Origin of the sequence: Flavobacterium sp. NRK F7 (assembly GCF_024054195.1) — a bacterium.
Lineage (GTDB): Bacteria > Bacteroidota > Bacteroidia > Flavobacteriales > Flavobacteriaceae > Flavobacterium.
On the sequence record NZ_JAMXLB010000001.1, the window covers coordinates 1,064,370 to 1,079,582 of the forward strand.

At 31.8% G+C, this 15,213-nt stretch carries 7 protein-coding genes; 5 read left to right on the forward strand and 2 right to left on the reverse strand.

The features are described 5' to 3' along the window. Window positions 1-20 precede the first annotated feature (20 nt). The gene (locus tag NHF47_RS04530; RefSeq protein WP_252763819.1) at window positions 21-2,192 is read right to left on the reverse strand and encodes a S9 family peptidase; all 2,172 of its coding nucleotides are present in this window, start codon (window positions 2,190-2,192) and stop codon (window positions 21-23) included. A gap of 131 nt (window positions 2,193-2,323) precedes the next feature. Here NHF47_RS04530 and NHF47_RS04535 point away from each other — a divergent pair, with 131 nt between their 5' ends. The 4 genes from NHF47_RS04535 to NHF47_RS04550 all read left to right on the forward strand — a co-directional run bounded on the left by NHF47_RS04535 (window position 2,324) and on the right by NHF47_RS04550 (window position 11,861). Further along, on the forward strand, window positions 2,324-8,296 hold the full coding sequence (locus NHF47_RS04535; protein WP_252763820.1) for a PAS domain S-box protein: 5,973 nt from the start codon (window positions 2,324-2,326) through the stop codon (window positions 8,294-8,296). Between the two features lie 5 nt (window positions 8,297-8,301). Continuing rightward, window positions 8,302-9,648: a hydroxymethylglutaryl-CoA reductase, degradative gene (locus tag NHF47_RS04540; protein ID WP_374670127.1), complete on the forward strand. Its 1,347-nt coding sequence runs from the start codon at window positions 8,302-8,304 to the stop codon at window positions 9,646-9,648. A 115-nt stretch (window positions 9,649-9,763) separates the two neighbouring features. After that, the gene (locus tag NHF47_RS04545) at window positions 9,764-10,687 is read left to right on the forward strand and encodes a GYDIA family GHMP kinase (protein ID WP_252763822.1); all 924 of its coding nucleotides are present in this window, start codon (window positions 9,764-9,766) and stop codon (window positions 10,685-10,687) included. A 133-nt stretch (window positions 10,688-10,820) separates the two neighbouring features. Then, a complete protein-coding gene (locus tag NHF47_RS04550) occupies window positions 10,821-11,861 on the forward strand; it encodes a GMP reductase (RefSeq protein WP_252763823.1) in 1,041 nt (346 codons plus the stop codon). 550 nt (window positions 11,862-12,411) lie between these two features. On the opposite strand, the gene NHF47_RS04555 is transcribed toward NHF47_RS04550, so the two are convergent. Continuing rightward, on the reverse strand, window positions 12,412-12,837 hold the full coding sequence (locus NHF47_RS04555; protein ID WP_252763824.1) for a hypothetical protein: 426 nt from the start codon (window positions 12,835-12,837) through the stop codon (window positions 12,412-12,414). A gap of 297 nt (window positions 12,838-13,134) precedes the next feature. Between NHF47_RS04555 and NHF47_RS04560 the strand changes: the two genes are divergently transcribed. Then, window positions 13,135-15,213: tail fiber domain-containing protein (locus NHF47_RS04560; protein WP_252763825.1), on the forward strand; the 2,079-nt coding region annotated here is incomplete at its 3' end.

Sequence of the window (15,213 nt, forward strand, 5' to 3'; positions counted from 1 at the left end):
AAGGCTAGTCAACGCCTCTTTTATAAATTGTTTATGATAAAATTTGTCATTTTGGTATACAATTGAAGTCGGGTTTTACCACCATAAATTCCGTGGTTTTTATCTGGATAAATGGCCCAGTCAAACTGTTTATTGGCTTGTACCAATGCTTCAATCATTTTCATTGTATTTTGAACATGCACATTGTCATCTGCTGTACCATGTACAAGTAAATAGTTTCCTTTTAATTTGTTTACATGATTGATAGGTGAATTGTCATCATAACCACTCGCGTTTTCTTGTGGCGTTTGCATGTATCTTTCCGTGTAAATTGAATCATAATATCTCCAACTCGTTACAGGAGCAACTGCGATAGCTGTTTTGAATACATCATTCCCTTTTAGAATACAATTGCTACTCATAAAACCGCCATAACTCCAACCCCAAATTCCAATTCTGGAAGCATCTACATACTCGTATTTGGCAATCACTTTTGCAGCATCAATTTGGTCTTCTACTTCGTATTTTCCTAATTCTTTATAGGTGCATTTTTTAAATTCAGCACCTTTAAAACCAGTTCCTCTTCCGTCTACACAAATTACAATATATCCTTTTTGAGCCAGCATATAGTACCAATAATCATTACTAGAATTCCATTGGTTCGCTACTTGTTGTGAGCCTGGACCAGAATATTGGTACATTAATACAGGATATTTTTTAGAAGCATCAAAATCTTTTGGCTTAATAGACCAAGCATTTAAAGTATGACCTTTTTCTGTAGTTAAAGTAAAAAACGTTTTAGGAGCAATATTATATGGAGCTAATTTACTTTCTAAGGTTTCATTGGATTGAATTGTTTTTAACTCTTTACCTGTTTTAGAGTCATTTAAGGTGTACAAAGGAGCGTGCGTAGCACTAGAATAGGTGTTGATGAAAAGTTGGAAATTAGGACTGAACGTAGCATCGTTTGTTCCCGTTTTAGACGTTAGTCTGTTTTTCTTTTTTCCAGAAATATGTATCGAATAGATATCTCTATTTATCGAACCATTCTCAACCGATTGATAATAGATTGTTTTGTTTTTTTCATCAAAACCATAATAGGCGGTTACTTCCCAATTTCCTTTGGTCACTTGATTTAATAATTTTCCATTTTTATCATAATGATAGATGTGATTGTATCCATCTTTTTCTGAGGTCCAAATAAAACTAGTATCACTTAAAAAAGTTAAATTATCAGTAATGTCAATATAAGCGTTGTCTTTTTCATTAAGAACGATGTTTGTTTTTCCAGAAGAAGCATCAATAAAATGTAAATCTAAATTGTTTTGATGGCGGTTCATAACTTGTGCACTCAAAATGTTTGCATCGTTTGTCCATTGGATTCTTGGAATATAAAAATCGGTATAATTTCCTAAGTTAATTTTTGAACTTGTATTGGTTTTTAAATCATAAACATGAAGGGAAACGGTAGCATTTTTTTCACCAGCTTTCGGATATTTGAAAACATATTGAGATGGGTAAAGACCTTCATTGTATAAATCCATAGAGAATTCTGGAACTTCTGATTCGTCAAAACGGATATACGCTATTTTATCACCTGTTTTGTTCCAATCAAAGGCTTTTACAAATGCAAATTCTTCTTCATAGACCCAATCTGTAATTCCATTTATGATTTTATTTTTTTGACCATCTTGAGTGATTTGTAAGTTGGTCTTAGAAGTAGTATCATAAACATAGAGGTTGTTTTCAAAAGCATAGGCAATTTTAGAACCATCGGAAGAAAAAGTAGGCTCTTGAATGGCATTATTGGTAAATTTATGTAGCGATTTTGTTTTCGTATCATACACAAAATAAGTAGCAGTAAAAGAGTGTCTAAAAATAGGAGATGAATGTGTGGCCAATAAAATTTTAGTCTCTGATGAGTCGAAAGTATAACTGTCGATACTCTCTAATTCAGAAAAATCTTTAGTATTAATTAAGGTGGTTACCTTTTCTAAAGTTTCAAAATCATATAAATCGATTTGCATACTTCTAGAAGCTCTGTCAAAATCTAATACGGTATATTGGTTTGTGTTTTTAAGCGCATGTAATTCATCCATGCCTTTGGTTCTGAAGGCTCCAGTCCAAATTTCTTCTAGTGTTATTTTTTGTTGCGCAACTATTGAATACGAAGCGATTAATAAAATAAGTAACGTGATTTTCTTACTTCTCATATCGTTTTAATTATTAAAAAACCCCCAATAATAGGGATTTTTTATCAAATAACCATCAAATTTAACTTATTTTGCTAAAGATGCAATTTTTTTGTATTTTTACGAGCTTAACTACCTGCTATTTACTGAATATGATTAAACTTTACCATTTAATTTTATTTTCATTTTTCTTCCTGATAAGTCATCAAAACTATAGTCAGCAATATAATTTTGAAGTTATTAATCAGGAAAAGGGATTCCCGTCTTCTTCTGTAAATAAAATTTTTAAAAGTAGTAATGGGCTACTTTGGTATGGTTCAAATGGAACGGGTTTAATTCGGTACGACGGAAACAGTTTCATTAACTACAATAAATATCACGATATTGAGAATTTTTTTATCACGGATATTGCAGAGCACAAAGGAGAGTTACTTTTACTTACCAAATACAGAGGTTTATTAGTTTTTAATGGTCAACAATTCACTAAAATTATTGACTATAAGGTGATTAATGACTCGGTAGATGTTATTCAGAAAATTGTCAAAATTGATACAATTGTATATGGTGTAAGTAAAAAAAGAATTTATTCTATTGAAAAAAACAACAAGATACATCCATTACTTAGTATTGAAGGTAAAGCCATCAATACGATAAATGGAGTTACGAATTTGGATAATAATAGTTTATTAATTGCTACAGATAAAGGGCTATATCAATACATAAACAATACCTTTACCTTACTGGATTTTGCAGATAAAAATATTTGCATTACTCAAAATAAAAAAACTTTTCATTATGTAGGGGACGATCAAGGTCAGATATATATTTTACACTTCAATAAAGATAAATATATCTATAATCGATTAATTACAACAGTCAAAGATTATAAAGGAACTCCATTAAGTATTAATAATATTTATAAAACCGATTCTGGGAATATTTGGGTTTCAGGAAGAGGGTTTGAAGGAGTAGGGGTTATTTATAAAAGCGGAAATTATGTTATTATTGATACTAGAAATGGGTTTCCACATACAGAAATAAATGATATTTATGTAGAAAATAGTAGCTTGTCTTTAGCTTCTATAAGTTTAGGAGTAATTCAGTTTAGCAACCAAACTTTTGTTAAATATTCTGACATTCCTGAGCTCAATACCAAATCGATTTTTTCGATATCAGAATACAAAAACAATCTTTTTGTTTTTAGCAGAGATTATGGGTTAAATAGTTTTCATAGAAAAGATTTTTTTAACTTAGAGTTTGATCAAAAGTTGCCTTTAGATAAAAGGGTGTCTTGTATGTTGCCTTACGAAAATCAATTGCTTATTGGTTCTGAAAAAGGCTTGTATGCCTACAGAAAAGACTCGCTAAAGAATGTTTTTCCATCAATTTCTGTAAACACTTTAAAGAAAGATACTCAGAACCGACTTTGGGTAGGGACTTTGGGTGATGGCTTACTTATTTTAGATGCTAAGTTTCAAGTAAAAGCTCATTTTTTTAAAAATAGTAAAGTACAAAATGTTTATAATATTGAACAAGTTGAAGAAAACAGATGGTTAGTTGCGACTGGATTAGGTCTTTATACTTTAGAAAATAAGGACGGCCAATTTGTTGTTACCAAAAAGATTTTAGATAAGTTGCTTTTTTTAAGTGCTCGAGACAAATACAATACCATTTGGTATGCTGGAGAAAGTAAAATCTATTCTGTTAATAAAGACTATAAAATTAAATCATTTGGAACTAATGATGGACTTTCCTCCACGTTGATTTACACTTTTACAGGAATTAAAGATAATATTTTAGTGGGCTCCAATTTAGGATTGGAACGCATTACTTCTAGCAAAGAAGGAGGGATTGTAAACATCGAAAGTTTGAATTCCAGTAATATGTTTGATGGAATTGAAACGAATACTAAAGCTGATTTTGTAGATGAAGAAGGGAATATTTATTTGGGAACTGTAAAAGGACTATACAAATACTATTATAAAAATCAAAAACTACATAATTCTGATAAATCGGCTCCCATTTTCATTACAAAGTTATTAGTGAACAATCATGAATACGACGTTGAGTCGAAAAGTAATAAGTATTTTAATGTACCCGATGAAAATCATAGTTTTAATCACGCAGAAAACTCCATTACATTTCATATTGGCCAAATAAATAATTCCTTAGCTGAAAATAATTATTATTCCTATAAACTGAAAGGGCTTAATGATTTTTGGACAAAACCTACTAAAAATAAAGATATAAATTACTATAATTTGCCTCCTGGGAATTATAGATTTTATGTAAAAGAAGTGGACACTTTAGGAAATGATTTAGGGAATATAACCTATTATTCTTTTGTTATCGAAACCCCTTTTTATACTACTTGGTGGTTTATTTTATTAATCTGCTCCTTGACGATTTTTGCCTTTAACTATTTAGTTCGCGATTCGTCTAAATACAATAAAGATTTTGTTAAAAATATTTCTGAAAATGAACTTCAATACGATTTAAAAAATTACTTTTTATATTTTGGAATCATCATTATAACCACTCAAATAGCTTATTTTGTATTTGAAATTTATAATGAGAATGAGGTAATAACAAAAATCATTTTAGGTTTTTGTGCCATATTCCTTTATCTATTTTCCTACATACAAAAAATTAAAAAGAATTTGGAATGGATATTTAGATTCTTTTTTATAATTATCACCTTAGTTGTATTAAATAATTTAAGCTACTCAGAAATAAATTTTGTCAATTTTTCTGAATTTTTATTATTGTTATTCTTTTCCTATAATGTTTTTAAAAAGTTCAGAAACTATATTATCTACACCATTATTATCATCTCATTAGTAGTTTGTTTTTTAATTTTAGAAGATGAAAATAAAGGAATTTATATTCAGTTGGTTAGTGCGTCTTTTATAATTACAATTATCAATTTTTATAGAAGAATTAATTTTTTAAATACTCACGATAAATTAGTTTTTACCAATAATATTATCAATCAGTCCAATTCCATTACTATTGCTTGTAATAAATTTGGAAGTGTGGCTTTTTGTAGCGACTCTATTGTAGGTATTTTAGGATACGCTCCAGATGAAGTATTAGGTTATAATTTTTGGAATCTAACGGAAGATAAAGAATTTGAAAAAATTGATTATAATCTTAAATTTCAGCCCAATACGATTCATATTAGAAAATTAAAAGCCCAATCGGGTGAGTATAAATTTATTCAATGGAGTGATTTTAAATATTCGGATGATTTATTTATTGCAACAGGTCATGATATTACTCAAAAGATTATTGCAGAAAACGAATACCAAGCTTTAATTCAAAATGCACCCGATATTATTTATGATATTAGTAAAAATGGAATCATCACTCTAATCAATGATGCTTGTTTACGAATTTTAGGATATCGAAAAGAAGAGATAATTGGAACTCATTTTACGAATTTTTTATCGCCCGAAGAAAAAGAAAACTCCTTAAAATATTATGTTCCTGAAAACGATGAGCAAAATGATTTTGAAGCGTATGTGCTACCCGTTATTGCTAAATCAGGTAAAATAGTTTGGTTTTCGCAAAAAGTAAGAATTAAAAGAAATCTAGATAACCAACTCATCGGTTTTTCATGTGTTATGAGAGATATTACCAGTACAAAAAAACTGGAAGAGCAGATTATTTATAAGAATAATATTTTAACGCATTTATCAAAATATACGAATAAACTCATTCAAAAAGATGATTTGGATAAAATTTTTGATAAGACTTTAGGAGATTTTACAAAAGCCATTCATTCCGATCGCGTTTGTTTTTATGAATATGACCCTATAGAAAAAGAAGTAAATCAAAAATTTGAATGGTTTGCTAATGATGACCAATTGAATATTAATAATCCTCATTTTCAAGGCTTAAAAGAAGCGAGCTATCCCAAAATATTTGAAAGGTTATTTCAAAATAAATCCTATCAAATTATTACTGACCAAGTAGAAGATCCAATACATAAGAAAAGATTGCAAGAGCGAGGCATTCTTTCAGCATTATTAATTCCTGTATTTCATATTGATAGACTGATTGGTTATATTGGATTTGATAATTTTAAAATCGTTCGAGTTTGGGATAAAGAAGAAATTATTATTTTAGAAACACTAGCAAACAATATTGCAACTTCTATTATTAGAATCAAAAATAAACAAGGCTTACAAGAAAGTGAAGAAAAATTCAAATTGTTAGCAAATAATATTCCTGGTGGTGTTTATTTAGTAAAATTTGATGAAAATAGAACCAAAGTCTTTTTGAACGATGAGTTTGAAAAACTAACGGGCTACTCTAAAGATGATTTCTTTTCGGAGAGAGTAAAACTACATGAACTTTATCATCCTGATGATAGAGAAAAAGCTATCGTGGAAATTGGAAAAGCCATCCAAGAAAAAAAATCGTTTTTAGTAACGAGTAGATTAGTTAAAAAAGACGGAAGCATTATTTGGATAGAAGAACACGGTGAAGCAGTAACAGTAAACGGAGTTGTGGAATATTTAGAAGGAGTTTTAATTGATATCACCGAAAGAAAAAAAGCAGAGGAAGCCATTTTAGCTCGTGAATTAGCAGAAACTTCTAATAAAGCCAAATCGGAATTCTTGGCGAATATGAGCCACGAAATTAGAACCCCATTAAATGGAATTATAGGATTTAGTAAATTGTTATTAAATACCAGTATTTCAGAAGTGCAAAAACAATATTTGCAAACAGTAAATCAATCTGCAGAGTCCTTGCTTGATGTAGTGAATGATATACTAGATTTATCTAAAATTGAAGCTGGTAAATTAACGTTAGAAAACAGCAAAACAAACCTGCATAGTATTATAAACCAATCCGTCGATATGGTCAAATTTACTGCGCATCAAAAAAATATTGAATTGATTGTAAATGTCCAAGAAGATATAGAATCTACGATTTGGACCGATGAAGTGCGACTCAAACAAATTTTACAAAATTTATTAAGTAATGCGGTTAAATTTACCTTAAAAGGTCAAATTGAACTCAATATTAAGGCTGTTAAAGTAAATAAACAACATTCTAAAATACAATTTGAAGTAAAAGATACGGGTATTGGTATAAAACCAGAAAATAAAGGTAAAATATTAGAAGCCTTTTCTCAAGAAGACAGTTCTACAACTCGAAATTTTGGAGGTACAGGTTTAGGTTTGTCCATTACCAATAGTCTTCTAAAATTAATGGATAGTCAATTAGAGATATCCAGTGAAGTTAAAAAAGGAAGTTGTTTTAGTTTTGAAATCGTCTTAAAAACGGAAACTTGTGAAAACAAAAATATATTGCTCAATAACAAATTTAAAAAAGCAATAGTTGTTGAAGATAATACTTTGGTATGCGAAGTTATTGAAAGAATGTTCCGCTCACTCGAATTACCTTGTCTAACCCTTTCTTCCAAAGAAAACTTGGTTTCTGAAATTAAAGAAGCTACAGCATATGACTTAATTCTTATTGATTATGAATTCCTAAATAGAAAAATGACCCAAGAAATAATCGAATTAGTGAGTCAAAATCAGGAAAGACATTTAATCATTATGCAAAACTCTACGTCCGATTTTATTTCAAACAAAGATTTTGTGAATGTTCACAATATTATTAAACCTTTGAAAATCAATGTACTTCAAAATTATTTAAATAAGATTAATAATCCTTTTGTTGGAGATGAAATTACTCCTTCCGATTTGGTTGAAGTCAATAAAAACAAGATTAATATTCTAATTGTTGAAGATAATAAAGTCAATATGTTGTTGACAAAAACATTGGTCACTAGAGCTTTTCCAAATGCAGTTATATCAGAAGCTTCAAACGGTCTTCAAGCTGTAGAAGTATTTAAAAATGCAAAACCAGAAATTATATTAATGGACATTCAAATGCCTGTAATGAATGGTTATGAAGCCACAGAATTAATTCGTAAAGTGGATAAAGACGTGGTGATTATTGCTTTAACCGCTGGAGTTATCACAGGAGAAAAAGAAAAATGCTTAGACATTGGAATGAATGATTTTATCCTAAAACCTATCGATAAAGATTATTTTGAAAAAACCGTAATAAAATGGATAAAAACGGTGCATAAAATTTCCGTTTAGTATCTTTGCAGTTACTAAAAAAGATGAGATCATTTATGATGCAAAATATAAAAGGTTTTTCTAAACTAACCAAAGAAGAAAAAATCGATTGGATTGCTACCACTTATTTTGTCAATCCCAAAGAAGCGAAACAAATTGTGACCCAATATTGGAATTCCAATGAAGATTTACAAAAGCTTCACGACGAATTTATTGAAAACACCATTACCAATTTCTATTTGCCTTATGGTGTAGCCCCTAATTTTAGTATCAATGGTAAAAGCTACACAGTTCCTATGGCTATTGAAGAAAGTTCGGTTGTGGCAGCGGCTTCTAAAGCAGCCAAATTTTGGGGTGAAAGAGGTGGTTTTAAAGCAACTGTAATCAATACCGAAAAAATAGGTCAAGTGCATTTCTTGTTTCAAGGAGCATTTGAAAAATTAGAAACTTTTTTCAATACAATTAAACCTCGATTCTTTGCGGATACCGAAAACGCAACCAAAAACATGCAAAAACGCGGTGGTGGTATTTTGGATATCCAATTAAAAAATAAAACACACGAGCTGCCAAACTACTATCAATTACATGCTACTTTTAATACCAAAGATAGTATGGGTGCTAATTTTATTAATACTTGCTTAGAACAATTCGCTAAAACATTGGAAAACGAAGCTCACGATTACGAAGCGTTTACAGAAACTGAAAAAAACATTCAGGTAGTCATGAGTATTCTAAGTAATTATGTGCCAAATTGTGTCGTACGAGCTGAGGTTTCTTGTCCGGTAGACCAAATGAGCGAGGATGCCAACATCAACCCTCGTGAATTTGCTGAAAAGTTTGTTACAGCGGTCAATATTGCAGAAGTCGAACCTTATCGAGCAGTAACACATAACAAAGGCATCATGAACGGAATTGATGCAGTGGTATTAGCAACAGGTAACGATTTTAGAGCGGTGGAAGCTGGCGTACACGCTTACGCAAGTCAGTCAGGACACTATCGTAGTTTGTCTCATGCCAAAATTGAAAACGATATTTTTACCTTTTGGATTGAAGTACCTTTGGCTTTAGGAACCATTGGCGGACTCACGAGTTTGCATCCTTTGGTAAAATTTTCATTGCAAATGTTGGGCAACCCAAGCGCAGAAGAACTCATGCAAATTGTAGCGGTAACGGGTCTGGCACAAAATTTTGCTGCCGTTCGTTCGTTAACTACTACAGGTATTCAGCAAGGGCACATGAAAATGCATATTAATAACATTTTGAATCAACACCAAGCGACTAAAGAAGAAAAAATAAAAGTATTGGATTACTTCAAAAACATCACTATTTCCCATAGTTTAGTGGTGGATTATTTAGAAAGTTTACGCCAATAATTTTTGGAGCTATTTCCTGCTGTACGCTATATCTTTTTTATTTTGTCACCTCGAGCGCAGTCGAGAGGCCAAAATAAAAAAGGATGCCGCTTCCATCAGGGCTAAAAACACAATCATGCAAGAAAAAATATTTTACAGTAACGGAAAACTACTCCTTACAGGAGAATATGTGGTTCTGGATGGAGCTAAAGCTTTGGCTGTACCTACTCAATTCGGACAAAATTTAGTCGTAAATGCAGGTAGCAACAAAGAAATACATTGGACAAGCTACGATTCCGATGGTACCATTTGGTTTCAAGACACGCTTACTTTTGAAGCGATTCAAACCAAAGACCTTCAAGAATCTCATTCAAAAATTAAAAATACCTTACTAGAAATTCTGCATCAAGCTTTTCTTCAAAATCCAAGTTTTATCTTAGAAAGTGAAGGCTATACGATTACGACTCATCTTACTTTTCCACAACTTTGGGGTTTGGGAACGTCTTCTACATTAATAAACAATATTGGCTTTTGGCTAGAAATTGATGCTTTCGAATTATTACAAAAAAGCTTTGGAGGTAGCGGTTACGATGTAGCCTGTGCTCAAAATGGCGAACCTATATTGTACACTATTGAAAATGGCAAGCCTACCGTTGAGGTGGTTGCTTTCAATCCGCCGTTTAAAGAAAACATTCACTTTGTTTATTTGAATAAAAAGCAAAGCAGTAAATCGGCGATTTCTAATTATATCAATAAACAACATCGTGTAGATAAAGTAATTGCAAAAATCAATGCCATTACGCAAGAAGCCTTAACGGTTCAAGAAGGACGCGATTTTGCTTTACTCATGGAAAAGCACCAAGCCATTATGAGCGATGTGTTAGAAACCGAAACCGTAAAAGAACAACTCTTCCCCGATTTTAAAGGTGTGGTTAAAAGTTTAGGAGCTTGGGGAGGCGATTTTGTAATGGTACTCTCTAAAAACGACCCAACCGATTATTTTGTAGCCAAAGGGTATCCAACTATTCTGAGTTATGAAGACATGGTGTTGGGTAACTAACGTTTCTTTTGTCAAATATCTTCTGTTCCTAAAAGTGTAAGATTTTCAACAAATTAGGCTTTCTTGTAAAGTTGAATAAAGGGTCTTGTTCATCTCAAAAGAAAAACCTACATTTGAAAAAAGCACTTCAAAAATGAGAATAGAAACCGACTTAAAATTAGGCTTTAAAGACGTAATGATTCGTCCTAAAAGATCCACCTTAAGCAGTAGAGCACAAGTAGATTTACAACGCAATTTTAAATTTTTGCACAGCTCGTATGTGTGGAGTGGTGTGCCTATTATGGCTGCGAATATGGATACGGTGGGTACGTTTGAAATGGCTTTGGCTTTGGCAAAACACCATATTTTTACAGCGGTTCATAAACACTATACTTTAGACGATTGGGCGCAATTTCTCAACAAAATCTCAGATGATTTGTATCAATATATTGCAGTCAGTACAGGAACAGGAAAAGAAGACGCAAAAAAGGTACAAGCTATTTTTGAACGTTTTCCAAAACTGCAATTCATTTGTATTGATGTAGCCAATGGCTATTCCGAGCACTTTGTAAAATTTGTCAAACAAACCCGAAAACAGTTTCCAGATAAAGTCATTATTGCAGGCAATGTAGTAACAGGTGAAATGGTAGAAGAACTTTTGTTAGCTGGTGCCGATATTATCAAAGTAGGGATTGGACCTGGTTCGGTATGTACCACACGCGTAAAAACAGGAGTAGGGTATCCACAATTATCTGCTATTATAGAATGTGCCGATGCGGCTCATGGTTTAGGCGGACAAATTATTAGCGATGGCGGTTGTGCCATTCCAGGTGATGTAGCCAAAGCGTTTGGAGCAGGAGCCGATTTTGTGATGCTCGGCGGGATGCTTGCCGGTCATGAAGAGAGTGGTGGAGAAGTGATTGAAATAAAAGGAGAAAAATACAAACAATTTTATGGCATGAGTTCGGAAACCGCTATGAAAAAGCATGTAGGTGGTGTGGCCAATTATAGAGCCAGTGAAGGGAAAACGGTAAGAGTACCTTTTAGAGGCAAAGTAGAAGATACCATACAAGATATTTTAGGAGGTTTACGAAGTACCTGTACTTATGTAGGTGCTGCTAAACTCAAAGAACTCACCAAACGCACGACTTTTATACGTGTAGCCGAACAGGAGAATAGAGTGTATACTTCATGATTAAATAACAAAAGCCTATCCAAAAAGCAAAATCTTGTCAAGCTGAACTTGTTTCAGCTTCTTTTATTTCCATTTACCACACGAATAAATTGCGCAGTAGCGTTGCAACAGTCATACTACTACAGTATGTGACGTTGTTTGCAAGTGCAAGAAGGCATATTCCTGCAGTATTATTTAAATTTACAAGTGCAACAGAGCATACTCCTACAGTATTTTTGAAATTTACAAGTGCAACAGAGTATACTCCTATAGTATTTTTCAAATTTACAAGTGCAATAGAGCATACTCCTATGGTAAGTGATACTAATTACAAGTGTAGTAGTGTATGTTACTATAGGAAGTGCTTAAAAGACGGTTTTCCTTTAGATAGGTAGAGAATGTCTTTTTTAAAATAACAAAAGCCACAGTGAAGTGGCTTTTGTGTCTAATTTATTTTGATTGTGGGCACGGAAAGCATTTCCGCGCTAACGTTGCGTTGATAAATCCGAGCGGTCAGGTTGGCTTTTGTTTTATTTGTTAATTGCACGGATTACAAATCCGCGCTATCGGATTACATTCTATATTTCCTATCCTTATTTGTAAAAGTTATTAAATATTTATCTTTTTTATTTTCATTCATTAATTCTATATAAATATATCTATACTTCCTTAATTTTTTAATAGGGACATTTAAAACTGAATTATTAATTTTAATTTCAATATTAGAATTTCTACTAACATATAATCTATCACCATAACCATGATTTATATTCATTATACCCTTTCTATAAACAGTATCTTTACTTGAAATAGAAAAAAAATCATTAGGATTAAAAGTAAAGAACATTATGAAAGATTCTCTTTCGGAATTCATTATTTTGAAATCAGCATTACTTTTTTCTATATAATCTCTAGTCAAAGTTTTTTTTTCATTTATAATTTTTAATGTAGGTCTACAACTACAACATAAAATAATAATAATTAAATATCTGTACATATTACCCTTCTTTATTATGATCTGGATTATTTTCTTTATCATCATCCTCTCAGCTGCGCAAAGTCTCCCGACTTTGAGCTAAGATATAAAAAACAGTAACTTAAATAAGTAATATAAATGATTCTTTTATTTGTAAAAAAACTTTCCGCTATTCGGTATTTAATTTATAGGTTATACTTTAAGTCTACTTCTCATAAAAATGTAGGTAACTAGGGTAGCAATTGGGTAGCATTACTATATATAGTAGTGTATTTTTTATTTAAATATTTATTTTGCATGCTTTAAAAATAAATATTCATGATGAAAAAAATTGGCTGCTTTATTTTCTTTTTTAGTGTTTTTAATTTTGTAACTGCACAAGTTGGTGTGAATACAACTAGTCCAAAAGCGAGTTTGGATATTCAAATTAACGATACTGCAAATCCTACAAACGAAGATGGAATTTTAATTCCAAGAATTGATACTTTCCCTTCAAGCAACCCAACCGTTGATCAAAATGCTATGTTAGTCTATTTGAACACTGCTGTAGGTACAAATAATCCCGGTTTTTACTATTGGGATAATGCCACTACAACTTGGATTGGTTTACAAAAAGCAGGCACTATTTCTAAAATTATAGATACCGATTTAGATACGCAAATTCAAGTGGAAGCATCAGCAGATGAAGATATTATAAGGTTTAAAACTGCTGGAGTTGAGTTCTTTAATATGAATAAGGGTCGAATAAATGTTACTAATACGGGGCATTCAACATTTTTAGGTTTAAATGCAGGAGCAAATGATGATTTAACTACAAATTCTAATACAGCGGTAGGAAGTCATGCTTTATATTTGAATGTAAATGGAATTCAAAATGTAGCATTAGGTAGAACCGCTTTATACAGCAACACATCAAATGGGAATACCGCTGTAGGGACATATGCTTCAAGATTATTGACAACGGGTGCATATAACACAGCTATAGGTATTGCAACTTTAGAATTTAATGTTTCGGGTTCTTATAATACTGCTTTAGGAGCTAACGCAGGTAAGAACAATCCAAATGGCAGCAATAATACCTTACTTGGATTTTACGCAGGTGAAAACTCAACAGGTTCTGGAAATGTATTTTTAGGATATTCATCAGGGAGAAATGAGACAGGAAGTAATAAATTATATATCGAAAATTCAGCTTCTGGTACACCTTTAGTTTATGGGGAATTCGACACGAATTTATTACGTGTTAATGGAATTTTAGATGTTAATAACGCCTATCAATTTCCTACATCAGATGGAACTACTGGTCAAGCTTTAGTCACAGATGGTGCTGGTGCAATTACTTGGACAAATGTAAATAGTGATACAACTAAAATTATCGATACCGATTTAGATACGCAAATTCAAGTAGAAGAATCAGCCGATGACGATACAATACGATTTGATATTGCCGGAACACAGTATTTTACAATGAAAAACGGTCGTATAAATGTACATAGCACAGGACAATCAACTTTTTTAGGAGAATATGCTGGATTAAATGATGATCTTACTAATAATTTTAATACTGCAATTGGAAAATCTGCAATGTATACAAATACTACAGGAGTTGGCAATACAGCTGTTGGTGTAAATACATTGTATAATCATACAGCTGATGGTGCAACTGCTGTAGGGATAAATGCATTATATAATAACACTACTGGTGTAAATAATACTTCAATTGGAGCATATGCTTCAAACAACAATACAACAGGTTTTCAAAATACCTCAATAGGTGCATATGCATTATATAATAATACAACTGGCGCTAATAATACGGTAATAGGTCAAAATGCTGGAAGAAATGCAACTGGGAGTGGAAATATCTTTATAGGAATAGGATCTGGAAGTAATGAAACGGGAGATAATAAATTATATATCGAAAATTCTGGTTCCACTACTCCATTAGTTTATGGAGAATTTGATACCGATTATTTAAAAGTGAATGGTAATTTCGATGTAGGGGTGTCTGGAGACGGTACTGTGGCTCGTTCTAATGCTTGGAATACTTTTAGTGACCGTCGTTGGAAAACCAATTTTAAAAAGATTGAGAACGCTTTAGATAAATTAAATCAAATTAACGGGTATTATTACAATTGGAAGGATAAAAAAGACCAATCGCTACAAGTTGGAGTCATTGCACAAGAAATAGAAGTTGTGTTACCTGAAATAGTAAGTACAGACAAAAACGGTTACAAAAGCGTAGATTATTCGAAAATTTCAGCATTATTGATTCAAGTAACCAAAGAACAACAAGGTGTTATTGAAAAACAAGAAATTAAAATTGAAGAACTGAGTAAAAAATACACCGATTTAGCTAAAGAAATTGAAAATATGAAACAATTATTATCTTCGAAA

Bases quoted from the DNA above. Each gene is read 5' to 3' on its own strand.
- NHF47_RS04530 (WP_252763819.1), bottom strand. From the start codon at position 2,192: ATGAGAAGTAAGAAAATCACGTTACTTATTTTATTAATCGCTTCGTAT.
- NHF47_RS04535 (WP_252763820.1), top strand. From the start codon at position 2,324: ATGATTAAACTTTACCATTTAATTTTATTTTCATTTTTCTTCCTGATA.
- NHF47_RS04545 (WP_252763822.1), top strand. From the start codon at position 9,764: ATGCAAGAAAAAATATTTTACAGTAACGGAAAACTACTCCTTACAGGA.
- NHF47_RS04550 (WP_252763823.1), top strand. From the start codon at position 10,821: ATGAGAATAGAAACCGACTTAAAATTAGGCTTTAAAGACGTAATGATT.
- NHF47_RS04555 (WP_252763824.1), bottom strand. From the start codon at position 12,837: ATGTACAGATATTTAATTATTATTATTTTATGTTGTAGTTGTAGACCT.